15 protein-coding genes are annotated in these 15,589 nt (G+C 69.1%); 5 read left to right on the forward strand and 10 right to left on the reverse strand.

From position 1 onward, the window contains the following. Positions 1 to 5 precede the first annotated feature (5 nt). Positions 6 to 602, reverse strand: coding sequence for a YSC84-related protein (locus LRR16_RS21655; protein ID WP_232207079.1), 597 nt, complete (start codon positions 600 to 602; stop codon positions 6 to 8). Positions 603 to 858: 256 nt separating this feature from the next. On the opposite strand from LRR16_RS21655, the gene LRR16_RS21660 reads away from it, so the two are divergent. Further along, on the forward strand, positions 859 to 1,296 hold the full coding sequence (locus tag LRR16_RS21660) for a hypothetical protein (protein WP_023263515.1): 438 nt from the start codon (positions 859 to 861) through the stop codon (positions 1,294 to 1,296). Positions 1,297 to 1,328: 32 nt separating this feature from the next. Here the strand turns inward: LRR16_RS21660 and LRR16_RS21665 are convergent, their stop codons facing one another. Continuing rightward, positions 1,329 to 5,042 (reverse strand): indolepyruvate ferredoxin oxidoreductase family protein, encoded by a 3,714-nt coding sequence (locus LRR16_RS21665; RefSeq protein ID WP_232207080.1) that lies wholly within the window; start codon positions 5,040 to 5,042, stop codon positions 1,329 to 1,331. Positions 5,043 to 5,218: 176 nt separating this feature from the next. Between LRR16_RS21665 and LRR16_RS21670 the strand changes: the two genes are divergently transcribed. Beyond that, positions 5,219 to 5,695, forward strand: a complete 477-nt coding sequence (locus LRR16_RS21670) for an Lrp/AsnC family transcriptional regulator (RefSeq protein WP_006578359.1) — start codon at positions 5,219 to 5,221, stop codon at positions 5,693 to 5,695. 21 nt (positions 5,696 to 5,716) lie between these two features. Here the strand turns inward: LRR16_RS21670 and LRR16_RS21675 are convergent, their stop codons facing one another. From LRR16_RS21675 to LRR16_RS21690, 4 genes are all read right to left on the reverse strand, one after another. Further along, the gene (locus LRR16_RS21675; protein ID WP_232207081.1) at positions 5,717 to 6,550 is read right to left on the reverse strand and encodes an aldo/keto reductase; all 834 of its coding nucleotides are present in this window, start codon (positions 6,548 to 6,550) and stop codon (positions 5,717 to 5,719) included. A gap of 84 nt (positions 6,551 to 6,634) precedes the next feature. Next, a complete protein-coding gene (locus LRR16_RS21680) occupies positions 6,635 to 7,564 on the reverse strand; it encodes a LysR substrate-binding domain-containing protein (protein WP_232207082.1) in 930 nt (309 codons plus the stop codon). 261 nt (positions 7,565 to 7,825) lie between these two features. Continuing rightward, the gene (locus tag LRR16_RS21685; RefSeq protein WP_232207083.1) at positions 7,826 to 9,070 is read right to left on the reverse strand and encodes an amidohydrolase family protein; all 1,245 of its coding nucleotides are present in this window, start codon (positions 9,068 to 9,070) and stop codon (positions 7,826 to 7,828) included. 7 nt (positions 9,071 to 9,077) lie between these two features. Continuing rightward, complete coding sequence (locus LRR16_RS21690) at positions 9,078 to 10,379, reverse strand: MFS transporter (RefSeq protein WP_064577236.1); 1,302 nt, start codon at positions 10,377 to 10,379, stop codon at positions 9,078 to 9,080. A gap of 360 nt (positions 10,380 to 10,739) precedes the next feature. Here LRR16_RS21690 and LRR16_RS21695 point away from each other — a divergent pair, with 360 nt between their 5' ends. Continuing rightward, positions 10,740 to 11,297: a hypothetical protein gene (locus LRR16_RS21695; RefSeq protein ID WP_232207084.1), complete on the forward strand. Its 558-nt coding sequence runs from the start codon at positions 10,740 to 10,742 to the stop codon at positions 11,295 to 11,297. A 475-nt stretch (positions 11,298 to 11,772) separates the two neighbouring features. Continuing rightward, positions 11,773 to 12,504, forward strand: coding sequence for a histone H1-like DNA-binding protein (locus tag LRR16_RS21700; RefSeq protein WP_197498377.1), 732 nt, complete (start codon positions 11,773 to 11,775; stop codon positions 12,502 to 12,504). 405 nt (positions 12,505 to 12,909) lie between these two features. Here LRR16_RS21700 and LRR16_RS21705 read toward each other — a convergent pair whose 3' ends face one another. Continuing rightward, positions 12,910 to 13,377, reverse strand: a complete 468-nt coding sequence (locus LRR16_RS21705; RefSeq protein ID WP_064577234.1) for a hypothetical protein — start codon at positions 13,375 to 13,377, stop codon at positions 12,910 to 12,912. Between the two features lie 20 nt (positions 13,378 to 13,397). Continuing rightward, positions 13,398 to 14,345, reverse strand: a complete 948-nt coding sequence (locus LRR16_RS21710; protein WP_006579693.1) for a carbohydrate kinase family protein — start codon at positions 14,343 to 14,345, stop codon at positions 13,398 to 13,400. A 12-nt stretch (positions 14,346 to 14,357) separates the two neighbouring features. Between LRR16_RS21710 and LRR16_RS21715 the strand changes: the two genes are divergently transcribed. Then, entirely contained in the window at positions 14,358 to 14,501 is a 144-nt protein-coding gene (locus LRR16_RS21715; protein ID WP_232207085.1) for a hypothetical protein, read from the forward strand. A gap of 67 nt (positions 14,502 to 14,568) precedes the next feature. On the opposite strand, the gene tpx is transcribed toward LRR16_RS21715, so the two are convergent. Next, complete coding sequence (tpx, locus tag LRR16_RS21720) at positions 14,569 to 15,069, reverse strand: thiol peroxidase (RefSeq protein WP_064577233.1); 501 nt, start codon at positions 15,067 to 15,069, stop codon at positions 14,569 to 14,571. 96 nt (positions 15,070 to 15,165) lie between these two features. Further along, positions 15,166 to 15,589, reverse strand: a 424-nt coding sequence (locus tag LRR16_RS21725) for a DUF3426 domain-containing protein (protein ID WP_232207086.1), incomplete at its 5' end; no start/stop codon positions are given.

Below are 15,589 nucleotides of genomic sequence, written 5' to 3' on the forward strand. Positions count from 1 at the left end.
CGGCTCTACAGGTCCAGCTTCGTGATCTTGGTGCCTTCGAGGCTCAGGCCAGCCATCAGGCCCGCATTGGTCAGCGCGAAGCCGACCACCGGCTGCTGCACGGTATTGGTATCGAGCGCACCGTTGGCGCCCACCTTGGCTACGGCGACGGTGGCGTCGACGCCCGCGGTCCAGCCTTCGCTGGCGAGGAATTTGTCGAGCGCCTGCTGGTTCATGAACATGAAGATCAGCGCCTTCGATTGCGCGCCGATCTGCCAGCCCAGCGAACCGGAAATGGTGCGGTAATAGCCGCGGGTGGTATTGCCCACGCGCAGCGCGCCATCGCCATATTCGCCGCCGACGAAGAAGCCGGCCGACAGCGTGCGCGGAAACACCAGGATGCCGCGCGCGCGCGAGGCCAGGTCGCGCGAGCCGTTGACCGAGCTGTAGAGCCGGTCCAGCGTGTTCTGCACGCCGGAATCGATCTCGCGGCGGCGCGTCGCCTTCTCGGTCGGGGAAGAGGCCGAATCCCGCGTGGTGGTGCACGCGCCCAGCAGCAGGCCGCTGCCGGCCACCGCCAAACCGAGACCCGCACTGGCGTTCAGGAATGCCCTACGTTCCATGTTGTTCTCCTTTGTTCCTGTCAATCACTGCGATGCCAACCAGGATGGCGTCCTCGCCGACGGTCGTTGCGTCGGACGATGGCGCGCCATCACGCTGTCCTCCGTTTGTGCAATATACAAAGCGCACGCGGCGGCTGCTGTAGGACGACCGACTCAGGCGGTGTGGTGTCTGTCCTACAAAGCACTTTCTGCGGCACCATTGCAACGCGATGTAACCGCCGGTTACCTTGTCGAAGCCGTGGCGCTACCATGCGGCATGCCTAAAGTCCTTGCCCTGATCCCCGCCATCCTGCTGGTCGGCGCCTGCGCCTCGCATGCGCCTTCGGACCAGCAGGCCGCCGCTGCCGCCACCGCCGCTGCCGCCGAGAGCCAGGCCGCCTCCGGGCCGCCGCCCGAGTGGCAAAAGAAGCGGCAGCAATACACCGAGTGCGCGCGCGAGAAGGCCGAAGCCCGTTCGGCCAAGCCGGGCACGACGCAGGCCGTGGTCAACGATGCGCTGCGCGACTGCCGCGGCGAGCTCGACGCGGTGCGCACATCGTTCCGCGAGTACCTGGATGGCCAGATGTCGTCAGCCCACGGCAAGCGTTCGGCGCGCCAGGCGGCCGACCGCGTGGGCCGTGATACCGAAGACAAGGTGCGCGCCTATCTGCTGCGCCACGTCGAGTACCACCGCGCCGTCGCCGCCCGCCAGTAAGGCGGCGTTCCGGCTTCCGCCCAATCCTTCGCTCAATGCGGCGCGCCAGTGCGCGCCGTTTTTGCGTCCGCCTTTGCCTCCGCCTTTGCGTCCGACTTTGCATCGGCCATTGCGTCGGCCATTGCGTCGGCCTGCCGGATTGGAATTCCGCGCAGTTGACCCGCACCATTGGCGCCATGCGTGCTGTCCGGGCGCGGATAGCGCTGCGCGTCGAAGCGGTGCAGCAGCTCGGCCGCCCGCGCCGCAGCGGCGGCATGCGCGGCCAGCTTGATGTGGCCGAAGCCGCGTACCCTGGCGGGCAACTGCGCGATCTCGACCGCGACCGGCAGCCGCGCTTCGGTCAGCGCCGGCAGCAGCGCACGGATGCGAGCCTCGTAGTCCGCGATGGACTGCCGCTCCAGCCGGCGCTCGGCGGTCCTGCCGAACGGATCGAAGCGGGTGCCGCGCAGCCGCTTGCCCTTGGCGAGCCATCCCATCAGCGGCCATAGCCACGCGCCGAACGCGATCTTGCGCGGCGGCTCGCCATGCTTGCCGGGGCGCGACAGCAGCGGTGGCGCCAGATGGAAGCGCAGCCGCGGCGGGCCGTCGAAACGCGCGCGCAGCGCCTGCCGGAAGGCCGGGTCGCTGTGCAGCCGCGCGACCTCGTATTCGTCCTTGTACGCCATCAGCCGGGCGAACTGCTCGGCCACCGCCCGGGTCAGCCGGCGCTCGCGCCCGGCCTCGCCCAGTGCGTTCTCCGCGGCCTGCACCGCCTCGACCAGCGCGGTATAGCGTGCCGCGTAGGCGGCGTCCTGGTAGGCCGTCAGCAGCGCCACGCGGTCGGCCACCAGTTGCGGCAGCGGCGTGGCCGACATTGCCGCGGGCTCGGGCGCGATCAGCGCCAGGCCGTCCGGCTTGCCTTCGCCCGCGGCGAGCCGCGTCAGCGCGAGAGGATCGCCGGCGGCCAGGCGCCCCAGCGCCAGCGCCTCCAGATTGGCGTCCACCGCGACGCCATTGAGTTCGATCGCGCGCGTCAGCGCCGCCAGCGAAACGGGCACCAGGCCCTTCTGCCACGCAAAGCCGAGCACCACGATATTGGCGGCCACGGTATCGCCGAGGAAGGCGGTGGCGAGCGCCTGCGCGTCCAGCGTGTCGATGCCGCCCGAGCCCGTCGCGTGGCGCAGCTTGGCCAGCAGCGCGTCGGCATGCAGGTCGGCATCCGGATTGCGCTGGAATTCGGCGACCGGGGTCGGATGCGTATTGGCGACGATCTGTGTGCGCCGCGGCGCGACCGTCTGCAGCACGTCGGGCGAGGCCCCCACCGCGAGGTCGCAGGCCAGCACCGCGTCGGCCTGCTGCGCGTCGATGCGTGCCTGGTTCAGCCACTGCCGGCCCTGCGCCAGCCGCACGAAGGACAGCACGGATCCGCCTTTCTGCGCGAAGCCCATGAAGTCGAGCACGCTGGCCACGCGCCGCTCCAGATGCGCCGCCATCGCGATCAGCGCGCCGGCCGTGACCACCCCGGTACCGCCGACGCCGGCCACCAGGATGTCGAAGGGGCCGGGGCCGAGCCGCGGTGCCGGTTCACGCAATGCGGCCGCCCGCTCGCGCAGCGCCGCCACGCCGCGCTCATGCCCGACCGGGTGGCGCGGCGTCGCGCCCTCGACGGTGACGAAGCTCGGGCAGAAGCCCTTGATGCACGACTCGTCGTGATTGCAGCTGGCCTGATCGATCTGCCGCTTGCGCCCCAGCGCGGTCTCGACCGGCTGTACCGCCAGGCAGTTGGACTGCACGCTGCAGTCGCCGCAGCCCTCGCAGACCGCCTCGTTGATGAAAACGTGGCGCGTCGGGGCCGGCGCGCGCCCGAGCTTGCGCCGGCGGCGCAGTTCGGCGGCGCAGGTCTGCTCGTACAGCAGCACGGTGACCCCCGGCACCTCGCGCAGCTCGCGCTGCACCGCCTCGAGCGACTCGCGCGGATGGAACGTCGTGCCGGCGGGAAAGCGGACGCGGCGGCCGCGATGCACGTCGATGCGATCGCTGACGAGCGCGACGCGTGCCACGCCCTCGGCGCTGACCTGGCGCGCGATCGCCTCGACGTCGAGCGGGCCATCGACCGGCTGTCCGCCGGTCATCGCCACCGCGTCGTTGCACAGGATCTTGTAGGTCACGTTGGTGCGCGCGGCGACCGCCTGGCGGATCGCCAGGTAGCCCGAGTGATAGTAGGTACCGTCGCCGAGGTTCTGGAACACGTGCGGCGTCGCGGTAAAGCGGCTGTGCGCGACCCAGTCGACCCCTTCGCCGCCCATCTGGATCAGCCCCGAGGTCTCGCGGTTCATCCAGCTCGCCATGAAATGGCAGCCGATGCCGGCCTGCGCGCGCGAGCCTTCCGGTACGCGGGTCGACGTGTTGTGCGGGCAGCCGGGGCAGAAGTAGGGCTGGCGGCGGATGCCGTCGGCCGCATTGGACAGCAGCGGATGTTCGCTGAACTGCGGCACCAGCTCGCGCCGGTCCAGCCCGCGGCTGAGACGGGCGAGCCAGTCGGCCACCGGCTGCATCAGCCGCGATGGCCGCATTTCCTCGCGTTCGGGCAACAGCGGCCGGCCATCGATGCCGAACTTGCCGGCGATCGCCGGCCGCACGCCATCGGGCGCGTTGTAGAACAGCGCCTGCAGCTGCCGTTCCACCAGCGGGCCCTTTTCCTCGACCACCAGGATCTCCTCGAGGCCGCGCGCGAAGGCCAGCAGCCGGGTCGGCTCGACCGGATAGGCGAGCCCCAGCTTGTAGACGCGGATGCCGGCGTCGGCCAGCGCCTGCGTCGAGATGCCCAGGCGCCGGAACACTTCCATCAGATCGTGATGGGCCTTGCCGCAGGTCACGATGCCGGCGCGCGCTTCGTCGGCCTGGACCACCATGCGGTCGATGCTGTTGACGCGGGCGAAGGCGCGCACCGCCTCGAGCTTGGCGCCGAGCCGCTGCTCGATGCGCGGCGACGGCAGGTCGGGCCAGCGATAGTGCAGGCCGTCGGGGGGCGGCATGTGGCCGCTGATCTGGCGTACCGCGTCGGCATCCTGCCAGCAGGCGACGCGCGCATGGATCGGATCCAGATCGACCGTCATCGCGCTCTCGACGGTCTCCGACAGCGCGGTGAAGCCGACCCAGTTGCCCGAGTAGCGCGACAGCGCCCAGCCGTAGAGCCCGAATTCCAGATATTCGGCGACGTCGGCCGGCGCCAGCACCGGCATCGACCACGCCTGCATCGCGAAATCGCTCTGGTGCGACATCGACGAAGACACGCAGCCATGGTCGTCGCCGGCGACCACCAGCACGCCGCCGTGCGGCGAGCTGCCATAGGCGTTGCCATGCTTGAGCGCATCGCCGGCGCGATCGACGCCGGGGCCCTTGCCGTACCAGAGGCTGAATACCGCGTCGACGGTGCGCTGCGGATCGCCCTCGACCTGCTGCGTGCCGAGCACCGCGGTGGCGGCCAGTTCTTCGTTGATCGCGGGCAGGAAGCGCACGCCGGCCGCATCGAGCAGCGGCGCGGCCTTCCACATCGCCTGGTCGACCATGCCGAGCGGGGAGCCGCGATAGCCGCTGACGAAGCCGGCGGTGCCCAGGCCGGCGGCGCGGTCGCGCCGGGCCTGCTCCAGCACCAGGCGGACCAGCGCCTGCGTGCCGCTCAGGAAGACCTGGCCCGCGGGCGCGGTCAGATTGTCCGACAGCCGATAGTCGGCGCGCAGCGTGCCGGCCTCCATTGCAGCGTCCATCTCGGTCTCCTTTCGGCATCATGACCAGCGTTCCGCCAGCCATGCGCGGCCGGTGTTCCGGCCGTCTTGCCGCGCCTGTCCTGAAGACCATGTTAGGCACGCGATCGAAGAAATGGATTTCTCAATTTTGCCGCCACGGCCTAGATTGGAGAAAACCCATCTCGATATCGAGCGATATGAAGAACGAAGAGGTTCTCGACGAGTACTCGCGCCGCATCCTCGCCGAGCTGCAGCGCGACGCGCGCCAGTCGCTGCAGCAGCTGGCCGGGGCGGTGGGCCTGTCGGTCACGCCCTGCTGGAAGCGGCTCAAGGCGATGGAGGAGAGCGGGGTGATCCGCAACTACACGGTCTGGGTCGACCGCGAGCGGGTCGGGCTGTCGAACTGCGTGCTGGCCGAGATCAACCTGACCCGCCACAGCGAGACCGTGGTCGACGAATTCGAGGCCGCGGTGCGCCGCTGCCCGGCCATCGTCGAGTGCTATCGCACCACCGGCCAGGCCGACTATCTGCTGAAGGTGCTGACGCCGGATATCCGCGCCTACGATGCCTTCCTGCACGACGTGATATTCCGGCTGCCGGGCGTGACGGGCATCCGCTCCAGCATCGTGCTGTGCGAGGTCAAGAGCGGGGCGCCGCTGCCGATCGGCGCGTAAGCCTCCCTCCGCGGCAAGCCGCTACAGCATCTCCAGCGGACGGGGCCCGCGCGGCGCCGGGAACAGGGCATCGAGCTCCGCCAGCTGCGCGGCTTCGAGCGCGACCGACAGCGCCGCGGCGTTCTCGCGCAGCGCGTCGCGCCGGCTCGTCTTCGGGATGGCGATGACGCCGTCGCGCGCAAGCAGCCAGGCCAGTGCCGCCTGCGCCGGTGCGATGCCATGACGCGCGGCGAACGCCTTCAGGCCGGCATGGCGCAGCAGCCGGGCCTGCTCGATCGGCGAGTAGGCCATCACCGGCACGCCGCGCTCGCGCAGCCACGGCAGCAGGTCCCATTCGATGCCGCGGCGGCCCAGGTTGTACAGCAGCTGATTGGTCTGGACGCGATCGCCGCCCGGTACCTTCCACAGCTCGCGCATGTCGTCGAGGTCGAGGTTACTGACGCCGAAGTGGCGAATCTTGCCGGCCTGCTGCAGCGCCAGGAAGGCCTCCATCGTTTCGGCCAGCGGCACGCCGCCGCGCCAGTGCAGCAGATACAGGTCGATGCGGTCGGTGCGCAGCCGGCGCAGGCTGCGTTCGCAGGCGGCCACCGCGTCGCGCCGGCCGGCGTTGTGCGGATAGACCTTGGTGACCAGGAAGACCTCGTTGCGCCGGCCCGAGATCGCTTCGCCGACCAGTTGTTCCGACAGCCCCTCGCCATACATCTCGGCGGTATCGATCAGCCGCAGGCCAAGGTCCAGGCCGAGTTGCAGCGTGGCGATCTCCTCGGCGCGGCGCGAACGATCGTCGCCGATATTCCAGGTTCCCATGCCGAGGGCCGGCACGCGTTCACCGCAGGGCAGCAGCACGTCTTTCATGGCGAATCGCTCCTTGTGTTCTGGGTCGGGGTTGCCGATATCCTGAGCGGCCCGGGCTCGGTCATCGGCGCATCGATCGACGCTTCATCCATCGGCGCTTCGATCTCCGGCGCGGCCGTCGATGCCGCTCTGCTGCACCAGCCATTGCCGGAAGGCACGGGCCGCGGCGGGCTCGGCGCGTTCGCGCGGCCACACCGCGTAGTAGCCGCCGCCCAGCGTCGCGCTCGCCTGCGTGGCGCGCGCCAGCAGGCCGTCGCGCAGGCACGCGTCGATCATATGGCGCCAGGCCAGCACGATGCCGTGGCCTTCGATCGCCAGCTGCAGCAGGATCGGATACTGGTTGGCCACCACGCGATGGTGCGGCCGTGCATCCGGCAGGCCGTTCTGGCCGAGCCAGGATTCCCATGACATCCAGTTGCGCTGCGCGTCTTCGAGCACCAGCAGCGTCTCGTCGACGAGGTCGGCGGGCGCCAGCGAGCGGCCGCGCAGATAGCCGGGCGTGCAGACCGGGAACACTTCCTCGTCATAGAGCCGCCGCGCCGCGAACGCGGGGGGCGGTCCTTCGCGCAGGTAATAGAGACCGATATCGAACTCGGCGCCCGACATCGAGGCGAGGCTGTCGTTGACGACCAGGCGCAGGTGGATGTCCGGATGCGCGGCGCGAAAGCGCGCCAGCCTCGGCGTCAGCCACAGCACCGCGACGCCGGACGAGCAGGCCACCGACAGCTCGGTATGCCCCTTGCGCTTCATCACATCCTCCGTCGCCTCCGCGCAGCCGACCAGCAGCCGCTGCACCACCTCGGCATAGCGCTGGCCGCTGACGGTCAGCCGCAGCGCGCGCGGCTCGCGCACGAACAGCTTCTTGCCGAGGAATTGCTCGAGCTGCGCGACCTGCCGGCTGATCGCGCTCTGTGTCAGATGCAGCTCGGCGGCGGCGCGGGTGAAGCTGCCGTGCCGCATCGCCGCCTCGAAGGCGATCAGGCAGGGCAGCGGAGGAAGCGGGGCAATGCGCATGGCGGCGTCCGGTCGGTCAAGCCGCCATGATAGTGGAGCGATGGGCCACGACATCGAGCACGCCCGCGCACGGGTGCTCCCCTCTCCCGCTTGCGGGAGAGGGCGGGGAGAGGTCGCGGTGCCGCCGGGCTTCTACACCACCCTCTCTCCCCAACCCTCTCCCCCTGAGGGGGAGAGGGAGTCCTGCAGCGCTCCCCTCTCCCAACCCTCTCCCCCATGAGGGGGAGGGGGGAGAACGACAAAGGTGGACGTACCGAAGCGCTACCGCGCGGCGCGCGTATGAATCCGCCCGCGCTGCATCACGACCGCCAGATGCTCGCCCTGTCCCATCAGCAGGCCGATGTCGGCAAGCGGGTCGCCGTCGACCACCAGCAGGTCGGCCAGCGCGCCGGCGCGCACCGTGCCGAGCTCGTTCTCGCGCTGCAGCAGCGCGGCGGCGATCGAGGTCGCCGAGCGGATCGCTTCCAGGTTGCCGAGTGCGTCGGCGCGGATGCGGAACTCCTCGCTCTGGCACTGGTGCATCTCGCCGAGCAGGTCGGAGCCGAAGGCCATCGGCACGCCGGCCTCGGCGTAGATGCGCAGCGAGTCGTGGCCGGCCTGGCGCACGGTCTCGATCTTGGCCACCGACTCGGCCGGCAGGCCGAGCCGCGCGCCATCCCGCGCCAGCGCCTCGTAGGTGATCACGGTCGGCACCACGAAGGCGCCATGCTCGCGCATGACCTCGGCAGCGGCGCGGTCCACCAGGTTGCCGTGCTCGATCGAACGGACGCCGCAGCGCACCGCGCGCGCGATCGCGCGCGGCGTGTAGGCGTGCGCCGCCACATAGGTCTGCGCGGCCTCGGCCTCCTCGACGATGGCGCGGATCTCGGCCTCGCTGTATTGCGTGTTGGCGATCGGATCGGTCGGCGAGGCGACGCCGCCCGAGGCCATGATCTTGATCTGCGTCGCGCCCTTCTGGATCTCCTCGCGCACCGCCAGCCGCACCGCGTCGACGCCGTCGACCACGCGCGCGATGGCGCCGGCGCGGAACGCGCACGAGCACGGCTCCAGCGTGTCGCCGCGCGGACGGAAGTCCCCGTGGCCGCCGGTCTGCGACAGCGCCTTGCCCGACGGGAAGATGCGCGGACCCGGGATCAGGCCGCTCTCGACCGCCTGCGACAGGCCCCAGTCGGCACCGCCGGCATCGCGCACGGTGGTGAAGCCGCGCTCGAGCATCGCGCGCATGATCGGCAGCGCGCGGATCGCGACCAGCACATTGGGCTGCGTCGCGTTCAAACCAAGGTTGGCCAGCGAGGCCAGCACGTGCACGTGGCAGTCGATCAGCCCCGGCATCACGGTCTTGCCGGCGACGTCGATGCGCCGCAGGTCGGGGGCGTCGGGCAGGTCGAGCGGCGTGGCCGATACCGCGGCGATGCGCTCGCCGTCGATCAGCACGTCATGGCGGCGCAGCAGGCTGCCGTGCGCCGGGTCGAGGACGTTGCCGCCCTGAAGCAGGATTCTGGTCATCGGTAAATCAGTGTCGTTGCAGATAGGCTGGCTCGCGGACGAAGCGGGTGCCGACGAAGCTGATCGCGGCGGCGATCATCACGTAGAAGGCGGGCGCCATGGTGCTGCCGGTGCTGGCGATCAGCCAGGTGATGATGAACGAGGCGAAGCCGCCGAAGATCGTCACCGCCAGGTTGTAGGCGACCGACAGGCCGGTCGACAGCACCTTGGCCGGGAACAGTTCGGAGAAGGCCGCCAGGATCGGGCCGGTGTACGCGGCGATCAGCACCCCGAACACCAGCTGGAACACCAGCAGCGATACCAGGCCCGGCACCTGGTTGATATAGAAGAACATCGGATAGGCCAGCAGCAGGATCAGCAGCGCCGAACCGGACAGCAGCGCGCGGCGGCCGATGCGGTCGGCGAGCCAGCCGACGATCGGCGAGAACACCATGATCGCGAGTCCGCCGACCATGCCGGCGATGAAGCCGGTGGACTGCGGCACCTGGAGCACTTTGACCGAGTAGGTCGGCATATAGAACAGCAGCACGTAGGTGCAGACGGTCCACAGGATCACCATCGAGAAGCTGGCCGTGGTCTCGCGCGGGTAGGTCTGCACGATCTCCTTGAGCGGCGAGTCGGAGCGCTCGGCGTTGTCGCGGAAGGTCGGCGTTTCGTCCAGGTGATGGCGGATGTAGTAGCCGACCGGACCGATGACGATGCCCAGCAGGAAGGGCAGGCGCCAGCCCCAGCTGTTCAGCGCCTCCGGGCTCAGCGCGCTGGTGACGAAGGTACCGACCGCGGCGCCGAGCAGCACCGCGACGCCGATGCTGGCCTGGATCCAGCTCGAGTAGAAGGCGCGCTGGCGGGCCGGCGCGTACTCGGTCAGGAAGGCGGTCGCGCCGCCCATCTCGCCGCCGGCGGAGAAGCCCTGCATCAGCCGCGCGATCACGATCAGCAGCGGCGCGAACACGCCGATCTGGTCGTAGGTCGGGGCGATGCCGATGATGGTGGTGCCCACCGCCATCAGCAGGATGGTCAGCGATAACGCCTGCTTGCGGCCGACGCGGTCGGCATAGATGCCGAGCACGATGCCGCCGACCGGACGCATGAAGAAGCCGACGCCGAACGTGGCGACCGCCAGCAGCAGCGACGACAGGTCGTTGCCGGTCGGAAAGAACAGCCTGGCGATGATCACCGCGAAGAAGCTGTAGACGGTGAAGTCGAACCACTCGAGGCCGTTGCCGATCACCGTCGCGACGATGGCGCGGCGGCGTTCCCTGGCGTGAGTGACGGGCAGCGCGTCGGCGTGGGCTACGCTCGCTTGCATGGGGTTCTCCTCTTCATGGTGTTCTCCTCTGGGATGGGCAGGCGCCCGCGTGCGGCTGGCGCAGCGGGCCGGACGGCCGATGTTAGAAGCTGGGCCGGCGCGGGCGGTAACGAAATCTGCGCATGTCCGCATGCCGTCGGCGCATGCATCGCACAGCGGTGGCGCGACGTTGGTGTCCGCCGTCCTCCGACAGCGCGCGCGTACGAGCGATCGAGATCGACCAAGGCCGATGGTGGTGGTCGACCGTGGGCGATGACCATCGACGGTCATCGATCGAGCGTCGTTCGACAGTCGATCGCGCATCGGTGAGGCGTCGATCGGGCGTCGATCCGGGGTCGATGAGGCGTCGATGAGGCGTCGATGCAGCAGCGATACCGAGCTCGCGAATGGCAAAGCGTTGCGTCGACGCATCACTCGAACGGCGCTCGCGCGCGATGCGCGATGGCGCGCGATGCGAAGCCGATGCGCGATGCGCGCTTCGCTGTCGCGATGGCCGTCGGCATCATCGGCGCGCTCGTCGCCGGACTGCCGTCGTCGCGATCGCACGCGGCCGCGATGCGCCTCGACGCCGCCGCGTCGCGCGACGCGCAGCGCGCGCATGGCACGCGCGACCGCTCTTCACTGCTTGCCGCAAAGCCTTGTTGCAAGCGGCTTTGCGGCGAGCATGCGGGTTCTCCCTCGTGTCTTCTGCGTGTCCGCTCGAAGGCCTTCGAGCGGTCCACGCGAACGTCGCCGCAAGGTCTTCACGCGCGGCTCGACCAGTGCGTCGTCGGCATGTCGACGGAGCCGCGATGCGAGCAACGCAGAGGGTCGGCGAGCGTGTCGTCGCGGCATGCGACGCGTGTCTCGACAGCGCGTCGCGCGTGTCATTGCATCGATGCGTTCGTCATTGCAAAGCGCGCGCATTCGATGGCGTGATTTTTTGGAACTTTTTTCTTAACATCACCGACCAAACGAATTATGATTCGCCTTGACAAGAGTCTCTCTTCATTGCATGAAGCAGGACATCGCAAAGCGAAGAACTCGAACAACAACCGCGGCGCGATTCGATGCAGTGATGCAGGTAGCCGAGGAGCAACAGAACTTTGACGCAGACCAGACCGGGCTGGCTTCTTACAACGCGTACAGTCTCCTGTGGCCCATTGACGGGATGGGTTCGCTACCTCGAACAACACGGCGTCTGCCTGGCGCGGGCCATGACCGCGAATGCAGGTCTGCCGTCGGAATACTCCTACTTTGAAGCCGCGTGTCGTCGGGCAACGACGCGCGAGCGGATCGAATACTGCGGGACGCGACGAGCGTTGCGCGCGGGTCATCGCGTTGCACGTCGCCACGGAAGCCTTGCCCTGCGCAAGGCGCCCGCCAAGGAATTCATTAGCGTGCGGCAGCCGTATTGCGGCACGCCGATGAATCGCTCGCTCGACTGGGGTTTGCAAGCCTGCGGCTTGCAGGCATTAACGCCTCGGGTCGGTCGGGTCGCCAATTTTGGACATTCGATATTCACGCTTTAGTGAAGGAGTCATCCATGGCAACGACTGCGAAGAAGAAACCTGCGGCCAAGAAGGCCGCGCCCGCCAAGAAGGCAGCCGCCAAGAAGGCCGCACCGGCCAAGAAGACCGCGGTGAAGAAGGTCGCCGCGAAGAAGGCGGCGCCGGCCAAGAAGGCCGCAGCGAAGAAGGCCCCCGCCAAGAAGGTCGCGACCAAGAAGGTAGCGGCGAAGAAGGCGGCGCCGGCCAAGAAGGCTGCAGCGAAGAAGGCTCCCGCCAAGAAGGTCGCGACCAAGAAGGTAGCGGCGAAGAAGGCCGCACCGGCCAAGAAGGCTGCAGCGAAGAAGGCCCCCGCCAAGAAGGTCGCGACCAAGAAGGTAGCGGCGAAGAAGGCGGCACCGGCCAAGAAGGCCGCGGCCAAGAAGACCACCGCGAAGAAGGCGACCGCCAAGAAGGCCGCGCCGGCCAAGAAGGCTGCCGCGAAGAAGGCGCCGGCGAAGAAGGCTGCCGGCAAGAAGGCCGCCGCCCAGCCTGCCGCGGCCCCTGCCTCGTCGCCTGCCTCGGCTCCCGCGCCGGCCGCCAAGACCGCGCTGAGCCCGGCCGCCGCCTGGCCGTTCCCGACCGGCAGCCGTCCGTAAGCGTTGAAGCGCGACCCGTGCGCGCTCGATTCCTGCGGGAATCCTCGGGGCACCTTCGCGTGCCCGAATGACCGGATACCCCGTACCCGGTCGGCATGACAGTGGTCCTGCCAACCCGCCGCCGGCGCAAGCCGCGGCGGGTTTTTCATTTTGGGCGGGTGCACCGATCGATAACCCGCAGGACTGCTCCCCCTCTCCCGCTTGCGGGAGAGGGGCCGGGGGAGAGGGCAAGGACGATGGCCATGCTACTGCCGTTTGAAACCACCTCCCTCTCCCCAGCCCTCTCCCCCTGACGGGGAGAGGGAGAACACCGCCGGGCTGGGACCACAAAGAAAAACGCCGCCCCCCCGAAGGGGGCGGCGTCTCGATCGACGGCCGGTGAAGCGCGCCGCTTGGTGGCGATGCTCAGTGCGTGACGCGCGTGACGCCGCCCGAGGACAGCAGCCGCACCCGTTCGCCCGGACGGAAGATCTCGTCGGCGTCCTGCGTGATCGCGCGCATCTCGCCATTGTCCAGGCGCACCGTGATCTCCAGCCCGCGACGCTGATCGACGCGGTTCTCGATCGCGCTGCCGGCCATGCCGCCGAGCACCGCGCCGAGGATGCCGGCCGCCACCGAGCCGCTGCCGCTGCCGATCGAGCTGCCGGCCGCGATGCCGCCGATGGCGCCGCCCGCGAGCGTGCCGACGCCCGATTGCTGACCCTGGATCATCACCTCGCGCACGCTCTCGACCACACCATAGCGCAGCGTCTGTTCACGCTGCGCCTGCCCCGGCGTATAGATGCTGGCGGAGTTCGATTGCGTGGCGCAGCCGGCCACGAGACTGGCGGCCGCCACGAGCGCGACGCCGCAGGTTCGGAGAAGGGTTTGCATGGTGATTCCCCAGCGAGGGTTTACGCGTAACGGTAGCCGAATGCCGACTCGAACATCTGGCCGATCTGCTCGCGCGAGACCTTGTAGTTCTGCGGTCCCTGGTGCGCGATCTTGATCGCCCCCATCAGACTCGCGAGCCGGCCGGTAGTTTCCCAGTCGAAGCCCTGTTCGATGCCGTACAGCAGGCCGCCGCGGAAGGCGTCGCCGCAGCCGGTCGGGTCGACGACCCGTTCGGCCTGCACCGCGGGAATATTGTACTGCCGGCCATCGGCGTGAATGGTGGCGCCGCGCTCGCCGTGCGTCACGATGAAGGCGCGCACGCGGGCCGCCACTTCGGCGCTGCTCCAGCCGGTGCGCGAGAGCAGCACCTGTCCTTCGTAATCGTTGACGGTCACGTAGCTGGCCAGCTCGACGAACTGGCGCAGGTCCTCGCCGCCGAACAGCGGCATCGCCTGGCCGAGGTCGAAGATGAACGGAACGCCGGCCTCGGCGAATTGCCGGGCGTGGTGCAGCATCCCTTCGCGGCTGTCCGGCGCGACGATGCCCAGCCGCGGCGCGCGCTCGCCCTTCAGGGCGTCCTGCACGTGCGACAGCTGCGACTGGTTCATCGCGCCCGGGTGGAAGGCGGTGATCTGGTTGTTCTCCAGATCGGTGGTGATCATCGCCTGCGCGGTGAAGGTATCGGGCAGCATGCGGATATGCTCCGTGCCGATGCCGAGCGCGCGCAGGTAGTCCAGATACGGGCCGGCATCCTCGCCGACCGTCGCCATCACCACCGGCTCGCCGCCGAGCAGCTTCAGGCTGTAGGCGATATTGCCGGCGCAGCCGCCGAATTCGCGGCGCATGCCGGGGACCAGGAAGGACACATTGAGCATGTGGATCTGGTCCGGCAGGATGTGTTCGCGGAACCTGCCCTCGAACGTCATGATGGTGTCGTAGGCGACGGAGCCGCAGATCAGGCTGGGCATGGATGCTCCAAGGTGTTTGGTACTGGTGGTTCGCTGGTGGTGCTGCTGGTGCTGCTGGTGCTGCTGGTGCTGCTGGTGGTTTGTCTCCCCTCTCCCGCCTGCGGGAGAGGGGCGGGGGAGAGGGCAGAGGGCGGTGGCCATGCCACTGCCGTTTGAAACCACCTCCCTCTCCCCGGCCCTCTCCCCCTGAGGAGAGAGAGAGCAAAGGGGTTCGGCCTCGCGCTTACTTCAACGCCGCCAGCGCCGCGTCGTAGTCCGGCTCGTTCTTGATCTCGGGCACCAGCTGGCTGTAGGTCACCGTGTCGTTCTGGTCGAGCACCACCACCGCGCGGGCGGTCACGCCGGCCAGCGGGCCGCTCTTGATGTCGACGCCGTAGTCGTTCTTGAACTGCGCGCCGCGCATCGTCGACAGCGGCACCACATTGTTCAGGCCTTCCGCGGTGCAGAAGCGGCCCATCGCGAACGGCAGGTCGGCCGAGATCGTCAGCACCACGGTGTCGGCCAGCGCGCTGGCCTTCTCGTTGAACTTGCGGGCCGAGGCCTGGCACACCGGCGTGTCCAGGCTCGGCACGATATTGAGGACCTTGCGCTTGCCGGCGAAGTCGGCCAGCGTCACGTCCTTCAGGTCCTTGCCGACCAGCGAGAATGCGGGGGCCTTGTCACCGGGTTGGGGAAATTTGCCGCCGACTTCGATCGGGTTGCCGCCGAGGGTCACAGTGCTCATGGTCGCTCCTGGGTTGAAGGGGACGCGGCGCGCGGCCGGATGCCGCGGCGGCGCATCCCGGGGATTCGGGGATGGTTCGAGGATGCTCGGCGATGGTCAGGGATAAAAGACCGACACGCGGTAGTTGTTCGCGGCCTGCCGAGTCCGGAATCGTACCTGAAGGGGCAGCTCGGCGCCCGCCTGCAGGCCCGTGGCGCCATCCGGATCGCGCGCTCGCTGCGCGGCCGGCAGGTAGTCGGCCGGCGTCAGCACAAGCCGCTGCACCGGGCGATCCTGCGCATCGGTCAGCACCAGCTCGATCGCCGGCAGCGCCACCAGCGCGCGGCCCTCGTTGCGCAGCGTCATCGTCAGCAGATAGTCGTCGGCGCCGGCATCGGGCATCTGCAGCTGCGAGCCGTCGATGCGCAGCGCGGCGAGCTGCCTGGCCGGCGGCACGCGGCAGCCCAGCGGTGCGCAGGCCGCCTCGAGCCACGGCCGCAGCGCCGGCACACGCCCGGCCAGTTCGGTGCGCCACAGCAGC

The sequence above is a fragment of the Cupriavidus sp. UGS-1 genome (assembly GCF_021213615.1).
Taxonomy (GTDB): domain Bacteria; phylum Pseudomonadota; class Gammaproteobacteria; order Burkholderiales; family Burkholderiaceae; genus Cupriavidus.